Source organism: Streptomyces sp. NPDC020362, assembly GCF_040642095.1.
Lineage (GTDB): Bacteria > Actinomycetota > Actinomycetes > Streptomycetales > Streptomycetaceae > Streptomyces.
The window spans coordinates 1-22750 of record NZ_JBFAET010000145.1; the positions used below are offsets into that span (position 1 = coordinate 1).

Consider the following 22750-nt stretch of genomic DNA (forward strand, 5'->3'; position numbering starts at 1 on the left):
GTGAACGCCCTGCATGGTGCTCGTTTTCACAGGCTCACAAGCCCTTGCCCCCTGTAACATGAAGGCCCACCGGGGGAAGCAGCGCCCTCTGCCGTGTTCGAGCGCGACGTCCTGGCGCGCCGTGTGCCCGCGTCCTACTGCGCGCCGGGACGCACCAGCCCGCTCTCGTACGCGTACACCGCGGCCTGCACCCGGTCCCTCAGACCCAGCTTGGTCAGCACATGCCCGACATGCGTCTTCACGGTGGTCTCGCTGACGAACAGGTCCGCGGCGATCTCCGCGTTGGACAACCCGCGCGCCACCAGCTTCAGCACCTCCACCTCACGGTCGGTGAGGGTGTGCAGGGTGTCGGGCACCGGCTCCTCGCCCGAGGGCAGATGCGTGGCGTACTTGTCCAGCAGACGACGTGTGATGCTCGGCGCCAGCAGCGCCTCGCCGGCCGCGACGACCCGGATGGCCTGCACCAGCTCATGGGCGGGCGCATCCTTGAGCAGGAAACCGCTCGCCCCGGCCCGCAGCGCCTCCACCACGTACTCGTCCAGGTCGAACGTGGTCAGCACCAGCACCTTCGCCGGACCGTCCCGCCCCGGCCCGGTGATCTGCCGGGTCGCCTCCACCCCGTCCATCCGCGGCATCCGGATGTCCATCAGCACGACATCGGGCTGCAGCGCTCGCACCTGATCGAGGGCCTGCAAGCCGTCACCGGCCTCACCGACGACCGCGAGATCCTGCTCGGCCTCCAGGATCATCCGGAAACCCGTTCGCAGCAGCGGCTGGTCGTCGACCAGTAGGACGCGGATGGCCACGTGACACTCCTTCGCTAGTCCGGGCCCATTCTGCCCTGCGACACGGTCCCCGACTCAGGCGCCCTCACCGGGCAGCGACCGCGCCTGCCCGGGGACACCCCCCGGACCCCCGGCCTCAGGTCCGTCGGCTGCGCTCACCGGCGGCGACTGCGCTTCCCGGGGGACACCCCCCGGACCTCCGGCCGCCCGCCCGTCGGCCGCCGTCACCGGCAGCGGATACGGCGGGGGAGTGCCGCCGAACTCCGGACAGTGCGCCTGGTGGTCGCACCAGCCGCACAGCTTGGTCGGCCGCGGCCGCCACTCACCGGACTCCGTCGCCCGCCCGATCGCCTCCCACAACGCGAGCAGCTTGCGCTCCACACGCTCCAGATCGGCGAGTACGGGGTCGTAGGTCAGCACGTCCCCGCTGCCGAGGTAGACCAGCTGGAGCCGGCGCGGGACGACCCTCTTCAGCCGCCACACCACCAGGGCGTAGAACTTCATCTGGAACAGCGCGCCCTCGGCGTACTCCGCCCGCGGCGCCTTGCCCGTCTTGTAGTCGACGATCCGCACCTCACCGGTGGGCGCCACGTCCACCCGGTCGATGATCCCGCGCAGCCGCAGCCCCGAATCCAGCTCGGCCTCCACGAACAGCTCCCGCTCGGCCGGCTCCAGCCGCGACGGATCCTCCAGCGTGAACCAGCGCTCCACGAGCTGCTCGGCCTCACCGAGCCAGCGGGCGAGCCGCTCGCCGTCCGGATCGTCCGTGAACAGCTCCGTGACCTCCGGCCTGCTCTCCCGCAGCCGGTCCCACTGCCCCGGGATCAGCGCCTTGGCCCGCGGCGCGGTCCGCTCCGCGGCGGGCGCGTCGAACAACCGCTCCAGCACCGCGTGCACCAGCGTGCCCCGTGTCGCCGCCGCACTCGGCTTCTCCGGCAGCCGGTCGATCACCCGGAACCGGTACAGCAGCGGACACTGCATGAAGTCGCTGGCGCGGGAGGGGGACAGCGAGGTGGGCGCGACGGGCACGCGCTCGCCCGCCGGCTCCGCCGCACCGCTGGTGGCGGCCGCCCCCGCGTCCGTCTCCGCCTCGCCCGCCGGTTGGGCCCCCTCGCCCGCCGCCGTGGCCGGGTCCTCCATGCTGCTGTCCATGACCACAGACCATACGGCCCGGCACTGACAGTGACCCAGTCGTGTGCCGCACCGGCCGTCCGACGGCAGGGCAAACACAAGGGGTGCCGGGGCGGAACGTGCCACCACGGCCGCATACCATCGACCAGAGACCCTTCCGGCCCACACGGCGCGGAAGACGCTTCGAACGAGGGGACACCGTGGACGTGAGCGGCGGGAGCGGGCAGCCGCGGTCCGGCAACGACGAGCAGGCCGAGCACCCCGCAACACCTACGGCCCCGGCGACCGGACCGACCGACCACCCCGGGCCTGAGCCCCACGACGCCCCGGCACCCCCGCCCACTCCGCCCCGCCCCGCCCCGGACCCCGGCAGCGACGCGGACCCCGAGACCTCGCAGCAGGCCACGGGCCCGTCACCGACGCCCGACGAGGCGCCACAACCGGCAGGCCCGCAGCCGACAGCCGACGAGCCGGGAGAGGCCGCAGGCCCGGGTCCGCGAGCCGCCGAGCCGGGGGAATCCGCAGGCCCGGGTCCGCGAGCCGACGAGCCGGGGGAAGCCGCAGGCCCGGGTCCGCGAGCCGCCGAGGAGGGACGCGCCGTAAGCCCGGAGCCGCAATCCGTCGAGGACGGACGCGCCGCAAGTCCCGGCCCGCGAGGCAACGAGGACGGACGCGCTGCAAGCCCGGAGCCGCGAGCCACTGAGGACGGGCGCGCCGGCGGCCCGGAGCCGACGGTCGGCGAGGACAGGTCCGCCGCCCGGCCCGACGCAGGGTCCCGCGGGGGCACCCCGACCGCCCGGCCGGAGCCGCCGGCCCCCACGGACACCCCCGCCGCAGACGGCGGTCCCCACTCGCCCGAGCACCGCTCCCTCGCCCACTCCGGGATCGCCAAGGGCGAACCGCCCCAGCCACGGCCCAAGGAACCCGGCGGCGGGCTGCTGATGGGCCGGCCCTTCGGCGTACCGGTGTACGTCGCGCCGAGCTGGTTCCTCGTCGCCGCCCTGATCACCTGGGTCTTCGGCGGCCAGCTCGACCGCGTGCTGCCCGAACTGGGCGCCGCCCGCTACCTGGTGTCCCTGTTCTTCGCCGTCGCCTTCTACGCCTCCGTCCTCGTCCACGAACTGGCCCACACGGTCGCCGCCATCCGCTTCGACCTGCCCGTCCGCCGCATCCAGCTCCAGTTCTTCGGCGGCGTCTCCGAGATCGAGAAGGAGGCCGAGACCCCCGGACGCGAGTTCGTCCTGGCCTTCGTAGGCCCTCTGCTCTCCCTCGTCCTCGCCGGGCTGTTCTACCTGGCCATGAAACCCGTGGAGCCCGACACCGTCCCAGGCGTCCTGCTGGCCGGCCTGATGATCTCCAACCTCATCGTCGCCGCCTTCAACCTGCTGCCCGGCCTGCCCCTCGACGGCGGCCGCATGCTCCGCGCCGTCGTCTGGAAGATCACCGGCAAGCCCATGAGCGGCACCGTCGCCGCCGCCTGGGTCGGCCGCGCACTCGCCCTCTCCGTCCTCGTCGGCCTCCCGCTGCTCAACCAGTCCGGCGCCCTCGGCGGCGGCAACCAGGACATCAGCGGCATGGACACCGTCACCGACGCCCTGCTCGCCGCCATCCTCGCCGCGATCATCTGGACCGGCGCCGGCAACAGCCTGCGCATGGCCCGCCTGCGCGAACACCTCCCCGAGCTGCGGGCCCGCACCCTCACCCGCCGCGCCGTCCCCGTGCAGACCGACACCCCGCTCTCCGAGGCGCTGCGCCGTGCCAACGCGGCCGGCGCCCGCGCCCTCGTCGTCGTCGACGCCGACGGCAACCCCCTCTCCCTCGTCCGCGAGGCCGCGATCGTCGGCGTACCCGAACACCGCCGCCCCTGGGTCGCCGTCAGCGGCCTCGCCCAGGAACTGACCGACGGCATGCGCGTCTCCGCCGAGCTGGCCGGAGAGGCACTGCTCGACACCCTGCGCGCCACCCCCGCGACCGAGTACCTCGTCGTCGAGGAGAGCGGCGAGATCTACGGCGTCCTGTCCGCCGCCGACGTCGAGCGCGCCTTCGTCAGGGCGATGGCACGGCCGAGCTGACCCGCCGCCCCCTCACCCTCGCGTGGTCGGCGGCCCCCTCAGGTGCCGGTAGGCTGGTCACATGTCCGAACCGACCGGTGCCGCCCGCAGGCGCGGGCCCTTCAAGGTCGGGGACCAGGTTCAGCTGACCGACCCCAAGGGCCGCCACTACACGTTCACGCTCGAAGCCGGGAAGAACTTCCACACCCACAAGGGCTCCTTCCCGCACGACGAACTGATCGGCGCTCCCGAGGGCAGCGTTGTCCGCACCACCGGCAACGTCGCCTACCTCGCGCTGCGCCCCCTGCTCCCCGACTACGTCCTGTCCATGCCCCGCGGGGCAGCCGTCGTCTACCCCAAGGACGCGGGGCAGATCCTCGCCTTCGCCGACATCTTCCCCGGCGCCCGCGTCGTCGAGGCCGGCGTCGGCTCCGGCTCGCTCAGCAGCTTCCTGCTGCGCGCCATCGGCGACCAGGGCATGCTGCACTCCTACGAGCGCCGCGAGGACTTCGCCGAGATCGCCCAGCAGAACGTGGAGCGCTATTTCGGCGGCCCGCACCCCGCCTGGCAGCTCACCGTCGGCGACCTCCAGGACAACCTGTCCGACACCGACGTCGACCGCGTGATCCTCGACATGCTCGCCCCCTGGGAGTGCCTCGAGGCCGTCTCCAAGGCACTGGTCCCCGGCGGCATCCTGTGCTGCTACGTGGCCACCACCACCCAGCTCGCCCGCACCGTCGAGTCCATCCGGGAGATCGGCTGCTTCAACGAGCCGACCGCCTGGGAGACGATGATCCGCAACTGGCACATCGAAGGCCTGGCCGTCCGCCCCGACCACCGGATGATCGGCCACACCGGCTTCCTGCTCACCGCCCGCCGCCTCGCCGACGGCGTCGAGCCCCCCATGCGCCGCCGCCGCCCCGCCAAGGGCGCCTACGGCGAGGACTACGCAGGACCCAACGCCGACGGCGGCACCGGCCGCTGACCGGGTCCCCGGCGAGCACAACGCAAGGGCGCCGTGCCCGAGTTCCCGGCTGATCCCGGGAACCCGGCCACGGCGCCCGTCCGTTGATCCGGGCAGCAGGACGCGTACGGGCCCCCGCGTGCTCCTCGCCTGCGAAAGTCCGTACCGACCCCGCCGTTCCCCTGCTCTGTGACGTGTGGCACCATGCTGGCCACCCCACCGGCACAGCCCTCACAGGAGACACTCCTAGTGCAGCAATCCGCCGTTCCGGAGCTCGCCCACACCCACACCCGCCCCATCCACTGGGTCGCCACCGCCACCGCCGTCTCCGGCGTCGTGGCCCTCTCCGCGCTCCTCCAGCCCGGATCGGCCACCGCCGCCCAGCCGGTCCCCGGCGCCGAGGTCAAGTCGGCCCCCGCCGCCGTCGCACCGCCCAGCACGGCCGGTGTGGCCTTCCCCCTCGCCTGCGGCCCGGTGAAAGCGGTGGTGGTCAAGAAGGCCACCGGAGACCTGGACGGGGACGGCCGACCGGAAACCGTCGCCGTCGTGCACTGCGACGCCCCCATGGGAACCCCACCGGACGGCGTCTACGTCCTGACCCGCGGCACCGACGGCGGCAGGGCCCGCGTCGTCGCCACCCTCGTCGACCCCAAGGACCGGCTCACCGTCACCGACTTCGCCCTGGGCGCACGAGCCGTCAGCGCCACCCTGCTCGGCTATTCCTCGGACGACGTGCCCAGTTGCTGCCCCGACGTGAAAACCCCGGCCAAGTGGCAGTGGAACGGCAGCGCGTTCCTCCGCTCCACCCCGGCCGGGGGCCACAGCGTCTGACCCGACCGGGCCCGGCCCGGACTCAGCCGGCGTCGGGCCCGTACACCTCGACCCTGTCCGAAACCCGGCGCACATGGATGCACTCGCCGGGACACTCCTTCGTCGAGTCCACGACATCCGTGAGCAGCGGCAGCGGCACCGGCGCTGTGGCCCCCCTGTCCTGAAGCAGCTCGTCGTCCGCGCCCTTCACATAGGCCAGCCCGTCGATGTCCAGCTCGAACACCTCCGGGGCGTACTGGGCGCAGATCCCGTCGCCGGTACACAGATCCTGGTCGATCCAGACCTCCAGCGCCTCGCCGCCCGGGGCCTCCTGCTGCACGGTCATCTCTCCTGCCGTCGGTTCGCCGGACGGAACCCCCGGCGCCAGGGCCAGCCGGGTCCGCGCCAGCGGCTGTTGAACACCCCGACCCTACCTCCGCCCGCATTCCGGCCGTCTTCGACGGGTACGGGGTTTCCACCCCGGCCCCCTCGGGTACAGGCGCCCGACCGGAGAAGAGAGCCCGGCAGACCGCAGCCGAACACTTCAGGCCACCCCACGGTGACGCCCACCGCCCGGACCGTCGCTCAGCGTGATGATCGCGCGAGCGCCCTCACGCCTGCCCGTGAACCGGCCGACCGCCCCGCAACGGACAACTCCGGCCACTCCTGCAGGGTTTTGACCACCACTGACAAGGAACAAGCCGCTTCCGAATCACGTTGAGTGGGTATTCCCTCCGTGCGAGAGGGAGCGCACCGGGTGACCGACGACACACCTTGACAGTCATTGTGATCTAGGGGTTTCAATCGTCACCCACCCAGGTAGGGTCTGGAAGCGTCCAGCTCCCCTTGGAGGAGGTGAGGACCGTGGCAGCCCACGACGACGACATGAACCGCGGCATCCGCCCGGGACGAGGGTCCGACGACCCGGCCGGGCAGATCGCCTACCTTGAGCAGGAGATCGCCGTCCTGCGACGCAAGCTCGCCGACTCTCCGCGGCACACGAGGATTCTCGAAGAGCGGATCGTCGAACTGCAGACCAACCTGGCCGGCGTCTCCGCGCAGAACGAACGGCTGGCCAACACCCTCCGCGAGGCCCGCGACCAGATCGTGGCCCTCAAGGAAGAGGTCGACCGCCTCGCCCAGCCGCCGGCCGGCTTCGGCGTCTTCCTGCAGGCCAACGAGGACGGCACCGCCGACATCTTCACAGGCGGCCGCAAACTGCGGGTGAACGTCAGCCCAAGCGTCGAGGTCGACGACCTCAGGCGCGGCCAGGAGGTCATGCTCAACGAAGCGCTCAACGTGGTCGAAGCCATGGAGTACGAGAGCGTCGGCGACATCGTCACCCTCAAGGAGATCCTCGAGGACGGCGAGCGCGCCCTCGTGCTGGGGCACACCGACGAGGAGCGGGTGGTACGGCTCGCCGAGCCGCTGCTGGACGTCACCATCCGCCCCGGCGACGCCCTCCTCCTCGAACCCCGCTCCGGCTACGTCTACGAGGTCGTGCCCAAGAGCGAGGTCGAGGAACTCGTCCTCGAAGAGGTCCCCGACATCGGCTACGAGCAGATCGGCGGCCTCGGCAACCAGATCGAGGCCATCCGCGACGCGGTCGAGCTGCCGTACCTCTACCCGGACCTGTTCAAGGAGCACGAGCTGCGCCCGCCCAAGGGCGTCCTGCTCTACGGCCCCCCCGGCTGCGGCAAGACGCTCATCGCCAAGGCCGTCGCCAACTCACTCGCCAAGAAGGTCGCCGAGGTCACCGGCCAGGCCGCGGGCAAGAGCTTCTTCCTGAACATCAAGGGCCCCGAGCTGCTCAACAAGTACGTCGGTGAGACCGAGCGGCAGATCCGCCTCGTCTTCCAGCGTGCACGTGAGAAGGCCAGCGAGGGCACCCCCGTGATCGTCTTCTTCGACGAGATGGAGTCCCTCTTCCGCACCCGCGGCTCCGGCGTCAGCTCGGACGTGGAGAACACCATCGTCCCCCAGCTCCTCGCCGAGATCGACGGCGTGGAAGGCCTGGAGAACGTGGTCGTGATCGGCGCCTCCAACCGCGAGGACATGATCGACCCCGCCATCCTGCGCCCCGGCCGGCTCGACGTGAAGATCAAGATCGAGCGCCCGGACGCCGAAGCCGCCAAGGACATCTTCGGCAAGTACCTCACCGAGCGCCTCCCGCTGCACGCCGACGACCTCGGCGAACACGGCGGCAGCAAGGAAACGACCGTCCAGAGCATGATCCAGACGGCCGTCGAGCACATGTACGCCGAATCCGAGGAGAACCGCTTCCTGGAGGTCACCTACGCCAACGGCGACAAGGAAGTCCTCTACTTCAAGGACTTCAATTCCGGCGCCATGATCGAAAACATTGTGGGCCGCGCCAAGAAAATGGCGATCAAGGACTTCCTCGAGAAGAACCAGAAGGGTCTCCGCGTCTCCCACCTGCTCCAGGCCTGTGTGGACGAGTTCAAGGAGAACGAGGACCTGCCCAACACCACCAACCCCGACGACTGGGCCCGGATCTCCGGAAAGAAGGGCGAGCGGATCGTGTACATCCGCACCCTCATCACCGGAAAGCAGGGCGCGGACACCGGACGCTCCATCGACACGGTGGCGAACACCGGACAGTACCTGTAGGACCTGGGCGGCTGCGGGTGCCCTCACCGGGTACCCGCAGCCGACTGTTTTTCCGGCCACGACCGGAGCAGGCAATGACGCAAATGATCTCCCCACCAGCGCAAAGGCGTTCTAGGCTCTTTCCTACCGCCGAGTCGCGCAGTGCGGGGACGGGCACCGCACACGCACCGGAGCGCCAGCGGGACGTGAGCGGCGCCCACGACCGAGGGCGCCGCCGGGCAAGGAGGGCCGCATGACCGTACGGCGAGTAATGGGCATCGAGACGGAGTACGGGATCTCCGTCCCCGGCCACCCCAACGCCAATGCCATGCTCACCTCGTCCCAGATCGTCAACGCCTACGCGGCGGCGATGCACCGGGCCCGCCGGGCCCGCTGGGACTTCGAGGAAGAGAACCCGCTGCGCGACGCACGAGGCTTCGACCTCGCCCGAGAGGCCGCCGACGCCAGCCAGCTCACCGACGAGGACATCGGCCTCGCCAACGTCATCCTCACCAACGGCGCACGCCTCTACGTCGACCACGCCCACCCCGAATACAGCGCCCCCGAGGTCACCAACCCCCGCGACGCCGTCCTGTGGGACAAGGCCGGCGAACGCATCATGGCCGAGGCCGCCGAACGCGCCGCCCAGCTGCCCGGAGCCCAGCAGATCCACCTCTACAAGAACAACACCGACAACAAAGGCGCCTCCTACGGCACGCACGAGAACTACCTGATGAAGCGGGAGACCCCCTTCTCGGACATCGTGCGCCACCTCACGCCCTTCTTCGTCTCCCGTCAGGTCTTCGCCGGAGCGGGCCGCGTCGGCATCGGCCAGGACGGACACGAACACGGCTTCCAGCTCAGCCAGCGCGCCGACTACTTCGAGGTCGAGGTCGGCCTGGAGACCACCCTCAAGCGCCCGATCATCAACACCCGCGACGAGCCCCACGCCGACGCCGAGAAGTACCGCCGCCTGCACGTCATCATCGGCGACGCCAACCTCTCCGAGATCTCGACCTACCTCAAGCTGGGCACGACCGCCCTGGTCCTGTCCATGATCGAGGACGGCTTCATCGCCGTGGACCTCGCCGTCGACCAGCCCGTACGCACCCTCCACCAGGTCTCCCACGACCCCTCCCTCAAGCGCCTGGTCACACTCCGCAGCGGCCGCACGCTCACCGCCGTCCAGCTCCAGATGGAGTACTTCGAGCTGTCCCGCAAGTACGTCGAGGAACGCTTCGGGGCCGACGCCGACGACCAGACCAAGGACGTGCTCTCCCGCTGGGAGGACACCCTCAACCGGCTGGAGAACGACCCGATGAGCCTCGCCGGCGAGCTCGACTGGGTCGCCAAGCGGGAACTGATGGAGGGCTACCGTCGCCGCGACGGCCTCGACTGGGACGCCGCACGGCTCCACCTCGTCGACCTCCAGTACGCCGACGTACGCGCCGAGAAAGGCCTCTACAACCGCCTGGCGGCCCGCGGACGCATCAAGCGACTGCTGGACGAGTCCGAGGTCGACCAGGCCCGTACGAAGCCGCCGGAGGACACCCGTGCCTACTTCCGCGGCCGCTGCCTGGAGCAGTACGCGGACGACGTGGCCGCGGCCTCCTGGGACTCGGTCATCTTCGACCTCCCCGGTCGCGACTCTCTCCAGCGCGTTCCAACCCTCGAACCGCTACGCGGAACGCGAAATCACGTCAAGGAGCTGCTGGACCGTTGCCGTACCGCAGAAGACCTGGTCAGGGTCCTGTCAGGCGGCTGAGCGCGATCAGCGGGCACTCGTATCGCCCCGGGCGGACAGGGTGGAAACCCCACCGCCCGGGAATCATCGAGGTGGCCCCCGCAGGTTGTCGAAACTGCGGGGCCGATGTCGGACCCGGCTTGTAGGGTCTGATCATCACCGATCGGCAGGAATGCCGACCCGTCGACCATGTCGGGCGAACTGAGCGGGGTGAGGGATATGGCAACCAAGGACACCGGCGGCGGCCAGCAGAAGGCCACACGCTCCACCGAGGAGGTCGAGGAGCAGGCGCAGGACGCGCAGGGCTCCGAAGACCTCAAGGAGCGCCACGAGAAGCTGAGCGATGACGTGGACTCCGTCCTGGATGAAATCGATGACGTACTCGAAGAGAACGCCGAAGATTTCGTGCGCTCATTTGTGCAAAAAGGTGGCGAGTAGAGGCAATCCAGTCGTCTCGCCTTCGAAATGAAGGTTGCGGGGGAGTCGGGTGGCTGAGGAGTCAAACGCGAAGGAATGCAGGAGATGCGGGCGTGATCTGCCTCTTGCAGCCTTCGCGCGGGACAGGAATCGGCGCGATGGCCTCCAGGCGGACTGCCGGAAGTGCGTGGCGGAGTACGGGGCTGCGCACTGCCGACGACGCCGGGAGGCCATGGGCAGGACCGTCCGGGAGAAGGTGGATGTCCCGGACGGGCACAAGCTCTGCCGGACGTGCGGCGAGGTCAGGCCTCACAGCGCATGGCATCGCAACGCATCCGCTTCCGACGGGCTGGCGACCCGGCGCAAGGTGTGCCGGGCTGCGCTCGGGCGGGAGGATCACCTGAAGCGCAAGTACGGCCTCGCCGAAGCCGAACGAGACGGGTTGATCGCCTCTCAAGAGGGCGTCTGCTGCATATGTTTGGCGGCTCCGCCGGCACATGTGGATCACTGCCATGAGACGGGTAGGGTCCGTGGCGTACTGTGCTTCAGCTGCAACGCTGCACTGGGGCAGTTCAAGGATCAGCCCGAGGCCATAAGGCGGGCTGCTGCATACGTGGAAGGAAACGCGTGGAAGCCAACACTCGTAGCACCGGGCGTCTACCAGCTGCCTTCCTGACGCCTGGGTCCTCTTCGTTCATGGACTTCCTGTCGGAGCACCAGCCGGAGATGCTGCCCGGCAACCGGCAGCTGCCTCCCACCCAGGGAGTGATCGAGGCGCCGCACGGCACGACGATCGTCGCGGTGACCTTCCCCGGCGGCGTGGTGCTCGCCGGCGACCGCCGGGCGACCATGGGCAATGTCATCGCCCAGCGGGACATCGAGAAGGTCTTCCCGGCGGACGAGTACTCGGCCGTGGGCATCGCCGGCACCGCCGGTCTGGCCGTCGAGATGGTCAAGCTCTTCCAGCTGGAGCTGGAGCACTTCGAGAAGGTCGAGGGCGCCCAGCTGTCGCTGGAGGGCAAGGCGAACCGGCTGTCGACGATGATCCGTTCCAACCTCGGCATGGCCATGCAGGGCCTGGCCGTGGTGCCCCTGTTCGCCGGGTACGACCTGGACCGGGAGAGGGGGCGCATCTTCTCCTACGACGTCACGGGCGGCCGTTCCGAGGAGCACAACTTCGCGGCGACGGGTTCCGGCTCGATCTTCGCGCGTGGTGCCATGAAGAAGCTGTTCCGCGGCGACCTGACCGAGGAACAGGCCACGACCCTGGTGGTCCAGGGCCTGTACGACGCGGCAGACGACGACTCGGCGACCGGTGGTCCCGATGTCGCCCGCCGGATCTACCCGATCATCACCGTGATCACCGAGGACGGTTTCCGCCGGCTCACCGAGGACGAGTCCTCCGAGCTGTCCCGTGCGGTGCTGCAGCGGCGTCTGGAGGAGCCGGACGGCCCCAAGGCCGCCCTGCTCTGAGCGCGGGCCTGCTTCCCATCAAGGTGATCCAGTGACCATGACAGAAAGGGACGGATAACCGGTGTCGACGCCGTTCTATGTCTCACCTCAGCAGGCCATGGCCGACCGGGCGGAGTACGCCCGCAAGGGCATCGCCCGGGGCCGCAGCCTGGTTGTGCTGCAGTACGCCGACGGCATCGTGTTCGTCGGCGAGAACCCGTCCCGTGCGCTGCACAAGTTCAGCGAGATCTACGACCGGATCGGTTTCGCGGCCGCCGGCAAGTACAACGAGTACGAGAACCTCCGGATCGGCGGCGTCCGCTATGCCGACCTGCGGGGCTACACCTACGACCGCGACGACGTGACCGCCCGTGGTCTCGCCAACGTCTACGCCCAGACCCTGGGCACGATCTTCTCCAGCGCCGCCGAGAAGCCGTACGAGGTGGAGCTGGTCGTCGCCGAGGTCGGGGAGACCCCGGAGGGCGACCAGATCTACCGGTTGCCGCACGACGGCTCGATCGTCGACGAGCACGGCTCGGTCGCGGTCGGCGGCAACGCGGAGCTGATCAGCAACTATCTGGACCAGCGCCATCAGGACGGCATGACGCTGGCCGAGGCGCTGAAGCTGGCCGTGCAGGCCCTGTCCCGTGAGTCGAACGGCACCCAGCGGGAGATCCCCGCCGAGCGCCTGGAGGTCGCGGTGCTGGACCGGACGCGCCCGCAGAAGCGCAAGTTCAGGCGCATCGTCGGCCGCCAGCTCTCCCGGCTCCTGGAGGAGGGCGGCGCGGCCACCGAGGCGGAGAGCTCCGAGGAGGAGGGCTCCGAGGAGGAGTAGTCCCGCCGCATCCCGCTCAGGTGTGCCCCGGCCGGTTCTCCGGTCGGGGCACACCGTGTTTCAGGAGCTGCGAGGCGGCGCCGTGGAGCCTCGTACGACGAGTTCCACGGGGATGTCGCCGCCGTCCGGTTCCCGGCCCTCCAGGACGGCCAGCAGAGCCTCCATTCCGCGTTCCCCGAACAGCTCGGCGTCGAGTCGTACCGTCGTCAGCTCGGGGTCGATGGCGGTGGCCAGGGCCAGGTCGTCGAGGCCGGTCACCGAGACGTCGTCCGGGACGCGCAGACCGAGGCGGCGCAGGGCCTTGTAGGCGCCGGCGGCGAGCTTGTCGTCGTCGCAGACCACGGCCGTCGGCCGGGGCCCGGGTGCGGTGAGGGCGGTCTCGGTGGCGGCCAGGGCGCCCTCGATGGAGATCGGGGCGGCGGCGGTGCGGATCGTGGTCCCCGGGACGGCGGCCAGGCGTGCTGCCAGTTCCCGGGCGCGCAGCTCGAAGGTCCAGGAGGGTACGTCGGCGGCGAGGTGGAGGACGTGGCGGTGGCCGAGGCCCAGCAGGTGTTCGGTGACCTGCCGGACGCCGTCGGCGATGTCGAGGTTGACGGTCGCGGCGCCGAGGCTGCCCTCGGGGTCGCTGTCGAGCATGACCAGGGGGAGCTGGTCGCCGCGGATCGCGGTGAGTGCGTCGGCGGCCATGGAGGAGGCGATGACGCCGTCCAGGGCGGCCTGTGCGGAGGCGAAGGGGTTGCGGGCGGGGCCGATGCCTTCGGGGGAGGGGTAGAGCACGACGCCGAAGCCGTGCCGGGCGGCCACGCGGGCGGCGCCGGTGTAGACGCCGGCGAAGAACTCGGTGGTCAGTGCCGGTACGACGAGCAGGACGGTGCGGGTGCGGCCCAGGCGCAGGTTGCGGGCGGCGAGGTTGGGCCGGTAGCCCAGTTCCCGTGCGGCCTGCCGTACTCGTTCGGCGGTGGTCTCGGAGACGCGGCCGCGCCATTTGTCGCCGAGTACGAGGGAGACGGCGGCCTGGGAGACTCCGGCCGCCTGGGCGACGTCACGGCTGGTCGGGCGCGTGCTGCTGCGTGCCACCGCGGGCGTGCTCCTCTTCGTCTGGTCGTTCGCCTCCGGGCGTTGCGTGCCCTTCGGTCCACCCCTGTCGTCTGGACGTGTGAACAGCGCACATGGTACGTATGGGGGAGGACGTTATACGTAACACGGGGAGGCTGGGCATGGCCGCCGGGTACCTGGAGATCCTCAGGGCGAGGCACGCGGCCCGTCTGCTGACCGGCACCCTGGTGGGCCGGCTTCCCAATGCGACCGCCGCGATCGCCCTGGTGCTGTTCGTCCGTGCCGAGGGCGGCACCTACAGCCTGGCGGGGGCCCTCGCTGCCGTGTACGGCGTCGCCAACGCCGTGGGCCAGCCGGTCCTCGGCCGGCTGGTGGACCTGTACGGGCAGCCGCGTGTGCAGCTGCCCGCGGCCGTCGTCTCCGCTCTCGCCATGACGGCCTTCGCCTTCTCGGGCACCGATCCGCTGCCGCTCGCGTATGCCGCCGTCGCGGTGTCCGGCCTGTTCACCCCGCCTCTGGAAGGTGGTCTGCGGGCGCTGTGGCCCTCCGTGCTGCGCCGGGAGGAGCAGGTGCACACGGCCTACGCCATGGACGCGATCGCGCAGGAGGTCATGTTCACCGTCGGGCCGCTGCTGGTGACCCTGTGCGTGTCGCTGTGGTCGGCGCAGGTGGCCCTTCTGGTGCTGAATGCCGTGGGTGTGCTCGGCGCGCTCTCGGTGGTCCTCTCGCCGCCTTCGCGCGCGTGGCGTTCGGCGCCGCGCGAGGCCCACTGGCTGGGTGCTCTGCGCTCGCCCGGGCTGCTGGTGCTGCTCGGTGCCTTCCTGTTCATCGGTATCGCGCTCGGATCCATCACGGTGGCTTCGGTGTCGTACGCCGACAGCCATGGCGGTGACGCGGTCTACGGCTGGATGATGGCGGGGCTCGGCCTCGGTGCCCTGGCGGGCGGCACGGTGTACGGCGCGCGGCAGTGGAGCGGCACGCCGGAGCGGCGACTGCGTGTCCTGGTGGCGCTTCTGGCGGTGTGTTACCTGCCGCTGATGCTGATGCCGGGTGCGGTGGCCATGGTGGTGCTGGCGGTGGTGTCCGGGGTGTTCCTCGCGCCCTGCATCGCGTGTGCGTTCATCATCGTCGACCGGCACGCGCCGAGCGGAACCGTCACCGAGGCGTTCTCCTGGCTTGTGACGACGTTCACCGTGGGTGCCTCGGTCGGAACGGGCCTGGCGGGCCCGGTCGTCCAGGACGGTGGCGCCCTGTGGGGTTTCGCGCTGCCGGGCGTGGCGGGGGCCGTGTCGCTGCTGGTCCTGCTGGCCACCGGACGGGTCCTCGCAGCTCCCGCGCGGGGCGGGGTTGTTGCGGCTTCATCGGAAACTGATCCAAATCGTGCTGCCGAACCCCGTTTCAGCTCAGGGGATCGGGCGTAATGTTCAGTCATGGACCGCCGCATTTTCGGGCTGGAGAACGAGTACGGCGTCACGTGCACGTTCAGGGGACAGCGCCGCCTGTCGCCTGACGAGGTGGCGCGGTACCTCTTCCGCCGTGTCGTGTCATGGGGCCGCAGCAGCAATGTCTTTCTGCGAAACGGCGCCCGGCTCTATCTCGACGTGGGGTCACATCCGGAATACGCGACACCCGAATGTGACAACGTGACCGAGCTGGTCACCCACGACAAGGCCGGCGAGCGCATTCTCGAAGGACTCCTGGTGGACGCGGAACGACGCCTGCACGAGGAGGGAATCGCGGGCGACGTCTACCTCTTCAAGAACAACACCGACTCGGCGGGCAACTCCTACGGCTGCCACGAGAACTATCTGGTGGCGCGGCACGGGGAGTTCTCCCGGCTTGCGGACATCCTCATCCCGTTCCTGGTGACCAGGCAGCTGTTGTGCGGTGCGGGCAAGGTCCTGCAGACGCCGCGCGGCGCGGTCTACTGCGTCAGTCAGCGTGCGGAGCACATCTGGGAGGGCGTCTCCTCGGCGACGACGCGTTCCCGGCCCATCATCAACACCCGTGACGAGCCGCACGCGGATGCCGAGCGCTACCGCCGGCTGCATGTCATCGTGGGCGACTCGAACATGTCCGAGACGACCATGCTGCTGAAGGTCGGCGCGACCGATCTGGTGCTGCGCATGATCGAGGCGGGCACGGTGATGCGCGACCTGACCCTGGAGAACCCGATCCGGGCGATCCGTGAGGTCAGCCATGACATCACGGGCCGGCGCAAGGTTCGGCTGGCCAGCGGCCGGGAGGCCTCCGCGCTGGAGGTGCAGCGGGAGTACTTCGACAAGGCGGTGGACTTCTGCGACCGCCGGGGTATCCGCACCGGTACGGTCGCGCAGGTCCTGGAGCTGTGGGGCCGTACGCTCGACGCGATCGAGACGGAGGAGCTGGACCGGATCGGCACCGAGATCGACTGGGTGATGAAGTACAAGCTCATCGAGCGGTACCGGGCCAAGCACAACATGACGATGTCGCATCCGCGGGTCGCTCAGATAGACCTCGCCTACCACGACATCCACCGCCGTCGTGGGCTCTACTACCTGCTGGAGAGGAAGGGCCAGGCCGCGAGGATCTGCAACGACTTGAAGATCTTCGAGGGCAAGTCGGTTCCTCCGCAGACCACTCGGGCCCGGTTGCGCGGGGACTTCATCCGCCGGGCACAGGAACAGCGCCGGGACTTCACGGTCGACTGGGTGCACCTCAAGCTCAATGACCAGGCGCAGCGCACGGTGTTGTGCAAGGACCCGTTCCGTTCGGTGGACGATCGGGTGGAGAAGCTGATCGCCGGAATGTGACGAAGACGGGCGAGTCAAGTGTTTCGGCACCGAAATGCCGGAACGCCACACGGGCGCCGTACGTTTCCCGTACGGCGCCCTTCTCGCGTCGTAGAGTTGCGCGCACGTCAATCCGCAAGATCGATCGATTACGAGGCTTCTCCGTGCGCCGACGTTCACTTCTCCTTGCCGCCGTTCCCGCAGGACTGGTCACGCTCGCCGGGTGCGGCGGCGACAAGTCCGATTCCAGCAAGGCCGGCGCGTCGCCGTCGCCCTCGGCGTCGGCCGTGCCTCCGCCCAAGATCGTGGACGGGCCGCTGCCGGCGATCACGGCGGGTACGAAGTTCGGCGAGAAGCCGACCGTGGCCAAGGGGTCGGTGGACCCGTCGAAGAACCTTGCGGTCAAGACGGTCATCGCGGGAGGCGGCCGGACCGTCGCGGAGAACGACTTCATCCAGGCGAACTACCTGGGCCAGATCTGGAGCACCGCCAAGGTCTTCGACAACTCCTACGACCGCCATCGTCCACTGGTCATGCAGCTCGCCAAGGGCAGCCTCATCGACGGCTGGCTGTATGCGCTGGAGGGCAAGAAGACCGGCAGCCGGGTGCAGATCGCCGTCCCGCCCGCCTTGGGATACGGCAAGTCGGGCAATACGCAGGCGGGGATCAAGGGCACCGACACCCTGGTCTTCGTCATCGACCTGATCGACTCCTTCAACTCGAAGAGTTCGGCCAAGGGCACGCCGGTCCCGCAGAGCGACGCCGCCCTGCCGAAGGTCGGGACCAACACCGACGGCGCCGAGCCGAAGATCACCGTCCCGAAGTCCGCCCCGCCGAAGAAGCTGGTGTCGAACTACGTCCTGGAGGGCGACGGCGCCGAGCTGAAGGCGGACCAGACGATCCTGTGCCAGTTCAAGGGTGTGGTCTGGGACAGTGGCAAGACGTTTCAGCAGACCTATGGTTCCGGGCGGCTCAGCCAGTTCTCGCTGGAGCAGATGCAGCAGGTCGTCAAGGGCCTGTCGCAGGGCCTGGCCGGCAAGAAGGTGGGCAGCAGGGTCCTCGTCGTCGTACCGCCGGACCTGGGCTACGGCGACAACCCGCCGAGCGGTGGCCCCGTCAAGAAGGGCTCCACGCTGGTGTTCTCGGTGGACATCCTGGCGGCGATGTAGCGGGGCCGCGCCGCGGCGCCGTGGCAGGCGGCAGACCTGCGGGGATGAAAGACTGTCCGTGTTTCGTGTCGTACACAAGCAGGAGCTTTTGACGTGAACATCGACAAGCCCGAGATCGACTTCCCGGACGGCCCGGCGCCGGAGGACCTCGAGATCCAGGAGATCTGGGAGGGCGACGGTGAGGTTGCGAAGGCCGGCGACTTCGTCAGGGTCCACTACGTGGGCGTCGCGTTCTCCAGCGGCGAGGAGTTCGACGCCTCCTGGAACCGCGGCACCCCGCTGGAGTTCCAGCTCGGTGCCGGCCAGGTCATCCAGGGCTGGGACAAGGGCGTGGAGGGCATGAAGGTCGGCGGCCGCCGCAAGCTGACCATCCCCGCGCACCTCGCCTACGGCGACCGTGGCGCCGGTGGCGGCCGGATCGCCCCCGGCGAGACGCTGATCTTCGTCTGCGACCTGGTGGGCGTCAAGCGCTGACCGATCCTGGTCGAAGAAGGGCCCGTGCTGTCCGCGCGGGCCCTTCTTCTGTGCTCTGCGGTGTCCGCATGATCCCTCCTTGTCTGCTCCGGCTTTTGCCGCGACACCCCGGAGCGGTACGGTCGTCGGTCGGAAGCACCATGAGGAGGCGAAGGGCGTCGATGGCCATTGCCAAGGCCGAGCGGCTGATGAACCTGGCGCTGTGTCTGCTCGGGACGCGGCGGCCGCTCAGCAAGCGCGAGCTGCGCGGGTCCATCGAGGCGTACCTGGAGGCGGGCAGCGACGACTCCTTCAACCGGATGTTCGAGCGCGACAAGGACGACCTGCGCGAGCTGGGCCTGGTGATCGAGACCGTCGAGAACCTCGACGGCGAGGTCGGCTATCTCGCCCGCCGCGACAGCAACCGTCTGCCCCCGATCACCCTGGACGCCGAGGAGGCCGCCGCCCTGGGCCTGGCCGCCAAGGTCTGGCAGCAGGCCCGGCTGGCCGGCGCGGCCAGCGGCGCCCTGCAGAAGCTGCGCGCGGCCGGACTGCCCGAGGACGTCGACCCGTACGAGGCGCACGGCGCCCTGGAGCCGCGCATCCCCGTGCACGAGGCGGCCTTCGAGCCGCTGATGCTGGCCTGCCGCGACCGCCGCCCCGTCGTGTTCGACTACCGCAAGGCCTCCGCGGCCCACCCCGAGCCGCGGCACGTCGAGCCGTGGGCGCTGGAGTGCTGGCGCGGCCACTGGTACCTGGCCGGCTGGGACCGCGACCGGGGCGCCGAGCGCGTCTTCCGGCTCTCCCGGATCACCGGCAGGGTCCGCTCGCGCGGGACGGGCTTCACCGCTCCCGTGCCCGACGTCGTCACCGTGCGCGAGACCGTCGCGAGCTGGGCGGGCGAGATCGCCGACCGTTCGGCGCTGATCCGGCTGCGGACCGGTGCCGGTTACCCCCTTCGGGCGAAGGCCACCACGGTCCGGGAACTCGGCGACGGCTGGGACGAGTTGGAAATTCCGTACGGGCACGGTCTGGACGCCTGGCTGGTGGAGTTCGGGCCGGACGTGGTGGTGCTGGAGCCGGCCGAGCTGCGGGCCGACGTGGTCGACCGGCTGCGTGCCGTGGCCAAGGGCTGAGGGGGAGCGGAGCAGGACTATGGCAGGCAAACCGGTCAGGCCCGTGAACGCCATCGACCAGACCCGGCGGATGCTCTCCCTGGTGACCTACCTCAGGGAGCGCCCCGGCGCGCGGATCGCCGATGTCGCACGCGCCTTCGGCATCACCGAGGACGAGCTGGTCTCCGACCTCGATCTGCTGCCCATGTGCGGCACCAGCTTCCGCGGCGGCGACCTGCTGGACATCGACACCGACGGCGAGCGCATCTGGTGGCACAACCCGGCCGCGCTCGGCGAGGAAGCCGCCGAGCCGCTGCGGCTCGCCGCGGACGAGGCCACCGCCCTGCTGGTGGCCGCCCGGGCGGTCTCCACGCTGCCAGGCCTCAGGGAGGGCGACCGGCAGGCGCTGCTGCGGGCGACGGCCAAGGTGGAGACCGCGGCCGGAGAGGCGGCGGGCGCCAGCTCCCGTCTGTCGGTGACCTTCGAGTCCGAGGGCGGCGTCTTCGCCGACGTCGACCGGGCGATCGCCGAGCGCCGCCGCCTGTGGATCCGCTACTACTCGCCGGCCCGTGACGAGGTCACCGAGCGGGAGATCGATCCCATCCGCCTGGTCAGCGTCGGGCACACCTATGTCGAGGCCTGGTGCCGGCGCTCCGAGGCGCGCCGTACCTTCCGGCTCGACCGGGTCGCCGAGATCAGGATCCTGGACGAGCCGTCGGCGCCTCCGGAGATCGAGCTGCGGGATCTGTCCGAGGCACTGGTGCAGCCCGCCGCCGAGGACCCGGAGGTCGTGATCGAGGTCGGCCCAGGAGGTCGCTGGGTCGCCGAGTACTACCCGCACGACAGTGCCGATGAGCTTTCCGACGGCGGGCTGCGTATCACACTGCGCACTCCCGATCCGGCCTCCCTCAGGCGGCTGGCGCTGCGGCTCGGCCGCGACGGCCGGATCGTCTCGCCGCCCGAGCTGGCCGACAGCGCCCGCCGGGCGGCCCGCGAGGCGCTGGCGGCGTACGACACACCGCCGGGCGCGGCGCACGACGGGCAGGACGACAGGCAGCGGTGAGCCGCCGTGGCGCGCCGGCGGCGCGGGGCCTTCGGGGTCCCTCGGTCGCGAGCGTGTCCGGGCGCGGGGAGCGCGCAGGCCCGAGGGGCTGAGCGCGGCCGGTCCTTCGGCACCAGCCGTGGCGCACCGAAGGCGAACGACCAGAAAGCGAGGAGCGAGGGCTTTGAGCGAGTCTCCGGTGTCCGGTGCGAGGGAAATGACGGTGGCGGCCGCCTTCGCCGGGATGAAGAGAGTGGTCCCCGTGGTGTTCAAGGCGGGCTGCCCGGACTGCCGGGGCCGCTTCGAGCTCGCCGCGAGCGCCCTGCGTCTGGCCATCGGCGCCACCAGCCGGACGACCTTCTACTCCTTCACCTGCCCCGAGTGCGGCGCCTGCGTCCGCAAGCCCGCCGGGGAGCGCATCGTGGAACTGCTCACCGGCGGCGGCGTCAGGACCCTGCGGCTGCACTCCACGGTGTAGGACGGTCTAGGCTCGACATCATGTTCTGGCCGATGTTCGCGGTTGCCGTGGGTTTCCTGGGTCTCGCCGTCCTGGGGGTGCTCGCCGTCCGGGTCTTTCTGGAGGCGCAGCGCCTGGGACGGCAGGTCGCGGACTCCGCGCGCCGTATCAACAGGGCGGCCGAGGACCTGGAGCGGGCGTCGGTCAGCGCGGCCCGCGCCGTGGACACGCTGTGAGGGACGCCGGGAGCGGCTGTGGCGCCGGGGAGTGACGCGGTTTGCGTCACTTCGCCCTGTCATGCTGCCCACCTGGACAGGTACGCTGCTGATCGCGGTGCGAAGAACGAGGCGCGTACCGCGGACCGGGAGTACGCACGGGGATTGCCTCACGTTTACCCCTGAGCGTTACGATCGCTGCCAGCACGACCACTCAGACGCATGTCCGACTGGTCGGACAGCTCCCCACCCAGCCGCCTCCGTGAGAAGGTAAAGACTTATGTTCGGAAGGCTCGGAGCCCCCGAGATCATTCTCATCCTCGTCGTCATCGTGCTGCTCTTCGGTGCGAAGAAGCTTCCGGACATGGCCCGCTCCCTCGGCAAGTCCGCGCGCATCCTCAAGAGCGAGGCCAAGGCGATGAAGGAGGACGGCAACGCCTCCGCCCAGGCGCCCGCCTCCAACGAGCAGGCCCAGGCCCAGCGCACCATCCAGGCAGCCCCCGGCGACGTGACCAGCTCGCGCCCGGTCAACGAGCCGACGGACACCACCCAGCGCTGACGCAGGGCCGGAGACCCCCGGCCTGCCGCACGAGATGAGGACGTGGGTTGCCCAAGTCTGCCCGCAAGAAGGAGACAGATCCCGAGGGGCGGATGCCCCTTGCGGATCACCTCCGTGAGCTCCGCAACCGGCTCGCGAAGGCCTTGCTGGCCATCGTCGTCGTGACGATCGTCGCCGCCTTCTTCTACAACGACATCATCAACTTCCTGACCAAGCCGATCCTCGACTCGGTCGGTTGCGCGCAGACCTTCGAACAGCTGGCGAAGGCCTCGAACAAGCACCAGTGTGCGGAAATCACGATCAACGGGCTTCTCGCCCCCTTCACACTGGCCCTCCAGGTCTCGCTGATGGCGGGCGTCGTCGCCGCCTCCCCGATCTGGCTCTACCAGCTGTGGGCCTTCGTCGCGCCGGGTCTGCACCGGCACGAGAAGAAGTACGCCTACGCCTTCGTCTTCACCGGTGCGCCGCTGTTCTTCGCCGGGGCCTTCTTCGCGTACGAGGTGCTGCCCACCACCGCGAAGGTGCTGATCGACTTCACGCCGAACGGCAACATCAAGAACCTGCTGCCGCTCGACGACCTGCTGCAGCTGGTCACCCGCATGGTGATCGTCTTCGGTCTCTCCTTCGAGCTGCCGCTGCTGCTGATCATGCTCAACCTCACGGGCATTCTGACCGGCCAGCGCATGCTCGGCTGGTGGCGCGGCATGATCCTCGGCATCACCGTCTTCGCCGCCGTGGCCACCCCGAGCACCGACCCGCTCTCGATGCTGGCGCTCGCCGGACCGATCTGGGTGCTGTACTTCGGCGCGGTCCTCTTCTCGCTGCTCAACGACAAGCGCAAGCGCCGTCGCGAGGCGGAGGGCCCGGCCGACGACGAGGCCTCCGAACTGGATCTGACGCCCGAGGACATCGGCGGCATCGAGCCCGTCTCCGCCACCCGGGCCCTGCCCGAGCAGACGAGCACCGACCGGGTCAACGGTTACGACGACATCACCTGACGTCACTCGCCGTGGGGGGGGGCGGCCCGGGCCCGGCCCCCCCCCAGCGCCCCCCCCCCCACCGCGGGGGGGGGCCCCCGTGTGGTGAAAAACACAAAAAAGAGATATATATTTGT

At 70.0% G+C, this 22750-nt stretch carries 23 protein-coding genes; 19 read left to right on the forward strand and 4 right to left on the reverse strand.

Annotated elements, in window-relative coordinates:
* Positions 1-134: 134 nt before the first annotated feature.
* On the reverse strand, positions 135-806 hold the full coding sequence (locus AB0H32_RS34565; RefSeq protein ID WP_066996369.1) for a response regulator transcription factor: 672 nt from the start codon (positions 804-806) through the stop codon (positions 135-137).
* Positions 807-860: 54 nt separating this feature from the next.
* Positions 861-1937 carry a RecB family exonuclease gene (locus AB0H32_RS34570; protein ID WP_361129094.1) on the reverse strand — a complete coding sequence of 359 codons (1077 nt, stop codon included), beginning with the start codon at positions 1935-1937 and terminating at the stop codon, positions 861-863.
* 179 nt (positions 1938-2116) lie between these two features.
* Here AB0H32_RS34570 and AB0H32_RS34575 point away from each other — a divergent pair, with 179 nt between their 5' ends.
* The 3 genes from AB0H32_RS34575 (at position 2117) to AB0H32_RS34585 (ending at position 5762) form a co-directional block, all read left to right on the forward strand.
* Entirely contained in the window at positions 2117-3988 is a 1872-nt protein-coding gene (locus tag AB0H32_RS34575) for a site-2 protease family protein (RefSeq protein ID WP_361129097.1), read from the forward strand.
* Positions 3989-4049: 61 nt separating this feature from the next.
* Positions 4050-4952, forward strand: a complete 903-nt coding sequence (locus tag AB0H32_RS34580; protein WP_031162116.1) for a tRNA (adenine-N1)-methyltransferase — start codon at positions 4050-4052, stop codon at positions 4950-4952.
* Between the two features lie 228 nt (positions 4953-5180).
* Positions 5181-5762: a hypothetical protein gene (locus AB0H32_RS34585; RefSeq protein ID WP_361129100.1), complete on the forward strand. Its 582-nt coding sequence runs from the start codon at positions 5181-5183 to the stop codon at positions 5760-5762.
* Positions 5763-5784: 22 nt separating this feature from the next.
* Here the strand turns inward: AB0H32_RS34585 and AB0H32_RS34590 are convergent, their stop codons facing one another.
* Positions 5785-6087 carry a ferredoxin gene (locus AB0H32_RS34590; protein ID WP_361129103.1) on the reverse strand — a complete coding sequence of 101 codons (303 nt, stop codon included), beginning with the start codon at positions 6085-6087 and terminating at the stop codon, positions 5785-5787.
* 518 nt (positions 6088-6605) lie between these two features.
* On the opposite strand from AB0H32_RS34590, the gene arc reads away from it, so the two are divergent.
* The 6 genes from arc to prcA all read left to right on the forward strand — a co-directional run bounded on the left by arc (position 6606) and on the right by prcA (position 12799).
* The gene (gene arc / locus AB0H32_RS34595) at positions 6606-8372 is read left to right on the forward strand and encodes a proteasome ATPase (RefSeq protein ID WP_361129105.1); all 1767 of its coding nucleotides are present in this window, start codon (positions 6606-6608) and stop codon (positions 8370-8372) included.
* Positions 8373-8604: 232 nt separating this feature from the next.
* Positions 8605-10116 (forward strand): depupylase/deamidase Dop, encoded by a 1512-nt coding sequence (gene dop, locus AB0H32_RS34600; protein WP_361129108.1) that lies wholly within the window; start codon positions 8605-8607, stop codon positions 10114-10116.
* Between the two features lie 198 nt (positions 10117-10314).
* Positions 10315-10533, forward strand: coding sequence for a ubiquitin-like protein Pup (locus AB0H32_RS34605; RefSeq protein WP_014671690.1), 219 nt, complete (start codon positions 10315-10317; stop codon positions 10531-10533).
* A 49-nt stretch (positions 10534-10582) separates the two neighbouring features.
* Positions 10583-11188, forward strand: coding sequence for an endonuclease VII domain-containing protein (locus AB0H32_RS34610; protein WP_361129111.1), 606 nt, complete (start codon positions 10583-10585; stop codon positions 11186-11188).
* Positions 11140-11985, forward strand: a complete 846-nt coding sequence (gene prcB / locus AB0H32_RS34615) for a proteasome subunit beta (RefSeq protein ID WP_361129113.1) — start codon at positions 11140-11142, stop codon at positions 11983-11985. The genes AB0H32_RS34610 and prcB overlap by 49 nt, the downstream gene beginning before the upstream one ends.
* 61 nt (positions 11986-12046) lie before the next feature.
* Positions 12047-12799: a proteasome subunit alpha gene (gene prcA, locus AB0H32_RS34620; protein ID WP_361129115.1), complete on the forward strand. Its 753-nt coding sequence runs from the start codon at positions 12047-12049 to the stop codon at positions 12797-12799.
* A gap of 60 nt (positions 12800-12859) precedes the next feature.
* On the opposite strand, the gene AB0H32_RS34625 is transcribed toward prcA, so the two are convergent.
* Complete coding sequence (locus AB0H32_RS34625) at positions 12860-13876, reverse strand: LacI family DNA-binding transcriptional regulator (RefSeq protein WP_361129118.1); 1017 nt, start codon at positions 13874-13876, stop codon at positions 12860-12862.
* A gap of 140 nt (positions 13877-14016) precedes the next feature.
* Here AB0H32_RS34625 and AB0H32_RS34630 point away from each other — a divergent pair, with 140 nt between their 5' ends.
* From AB0H32_RS34630 to tatC, 10 genes are all read left to right on the forward strand, one after another.
* Positions 14017-15276: an MFS transporter gene (locus AB0H32_RS34630; protein ID WP_361129120.1), complete on the forward strand. Its 1260-nt coding sequence runs from the start codon at positions 14017-14019 to the stop codon at positions 15274-15276.
* 9 nt (positions 15277-15285) lie between these two features.
* On the forward strand, positions 15286-16647 hold the full coding sequence (pafA, locus tag AB0H32_RS34635; RefSeq protein WP_330456830.1) for a Pup--protein ligase: 1362 nt from the start codon (positions 15286-15288) through the stop codon (positions 16645-16647).
* A 143-nt stretch (positions 16648-16790) separates the two neighbouring features.
* Complete coding sequence (locus AB0H32_RS34640; RefSeq protein ID WP_361129124.1) at positions 16791-17795, forward strand: FKBP-type peptidyl-prolyl cis-trans isomerase; 1005 nt, start codon at positions 16791-16793, stop codon at positions 17793-17795.
* Between the two features lie 93 nt (positions 17796-17888).
* The gene (locus AB0H32_RS34645) at positions 17889-18269 is read left to right on the forward strand and encodes an FKBP-type peptidyl-prolyl cis-trans isomerase (RefSeq protein WP_361129127.1); all 381 of its coding nucleotides are present in this window, start codon (positions 17889-17891) and stop codon (positions 18267-18269) included.
* A gap of 161 nt (positions 18270-18430) precedes the next feature.
* Positions 18431-19384, forward strand: coding sequence for a WYL domain-containing protein (locus AB0H32_RS34650; protein WP_361129130.1), 954 nt, complete (start codon positions 18431-18433; stop codon positions 19382-19384).
* Between the two features lie 19 nt (positions 19385-19403).
* Positions 19404-20426, forward strand: a complete 1023-nt coding sequence (locus AB0H32_RS34655; protein ID WP_361129133.1) for a WYL domain-containing protein — start codon at positions 19404-19406, stop codon at positions 20424-20426.
* 163 nt (positions 20427-20589) lie between these two features.
* Positions 20590-20883: a hypothetical protein gene (locus tag AB0H32_RS34660; protein ID WP_361129136.1), complete on the forward strand. Its 294-nt coding sequence runs from the start codon at positions 20590-20592 to the stop codon at positions 20881-20883.
* A 20-nt stretch (positions 20884-20903) separates the two neighbouring features.
* On the forward strand, positions 20904-21098 hold the full coding sequence (locus AB0H32_RS34665; protein WP_361129139.1) for a hypothetical protein: 195 nt from the start codon (positions 20904-20906) through the stop codon (positions 21096-21098).
* A 259-nt stretch (positions 21099-21357) separates the two neighbouring features.
* On the forward strand, positions 21358-21636 hold the full coding sequence (tatA, locus tag AB0H32_RS34670; RefSeq protein WP_361129142.1) for a Sec-independent protein translocase subunit TatA: 279 nt from the start codon (positions 21358-21360) through the stop codon (positions 21634-21636).
* A 47-nt stretch (positions 21637-21683) separates the two neighbouring features.
* Complete coding sequence (gene tatC / locus AB0H32_RS34675; RefSeq protein ID WP_361129145.1) at positions 21684-22634, forward strand: twin-arginine translocase subunit TatC; 951 nt, start codon at positions 21684-21686, stop codon at positions 22632-22634.
* The last annotated feature ends 116 nt before the right edge of the window (positions 22635-22750 follow it).

Bases quoted from the DNA above. Each gene is read 5' to 3' on its own strand.
- AB0H32_RS34570 (WP_361129094.1), bottom strand. From the start codon at position 1,937: ATGGACAGCAGCATGGAGGACCCGGCCACGGCGGCGGGCGAGGGGGCC.
- AB0H32_RS34580 (WP_031162116.1), top strand. From the start codon at position 4,050: ATGTCCGAACCGACCGGTGCCGCCCGCAGGCGCGGGCCCTTCAAGGTC.
- AB0H32_RS34590 (WP_361129103.1), bottom strand. From the start codon at position 6,087: ATGACCGTGCAGCAGGAGGCCCCGGGCGGCGAGGCGCTGGAGGTCTGG.
- dop (WP_361129108.1), top strand. From the start codon at position 8,605: ATGACCGTACGGCGAGTAATGGGCATCGAGACGGAGTACGGGATCTCC.
- AB0H32_RS34605 (WP_014671690.1), top strand. From the start codon at position 10,315: ATGGCAACCAAGGACACCGGCGGCGGCCAGCAGAAGGCCACACGCTCC.
- AB0H32_RS34630 (WP_361129120.1), top strand. From the start codon at position 14,017: ATGGCCGCCGGGTACCTGGAGATCCTCAGGGCGAGGCACGCGGCCCGT.
- pafA (WP_330456830.1), top strand. From the start codon at position 15,286: ATGGACCGCCGCATTTTCGGGCTGGAGAACGAGTACGGCGTCACGTGC.
- AB0H32_RS34650 (WP_361129130.1), top strand. From the start codon at position 18,431: ATGGCCATTGCCAAGGCCGAGCGGCTGATGAACCTGGCGCTGTGTCTG.
- AB0H32_RS34655 (WP_361129133.1), top strand. From the start codon at position 19,404: ATGGCAGGCAAACCGGTCAGGCCCGTGAACGCCATCGACCAGACCCGG.
- AB0H32_RS34665 (WP_361129139.1), top strand. From the start codon at position 20,904: ATGTTCTGGCCGATGTTCGCGGTTGCCGTGGGTTTCCTGGGTCTCGCC.
- tatA (WP_361129142.1), top strand. From the start codon at position 21,358: ATGTTCGGAAGGCTCGGAGCCCCCGAGATCATTCTCATCCTCGTCGTC.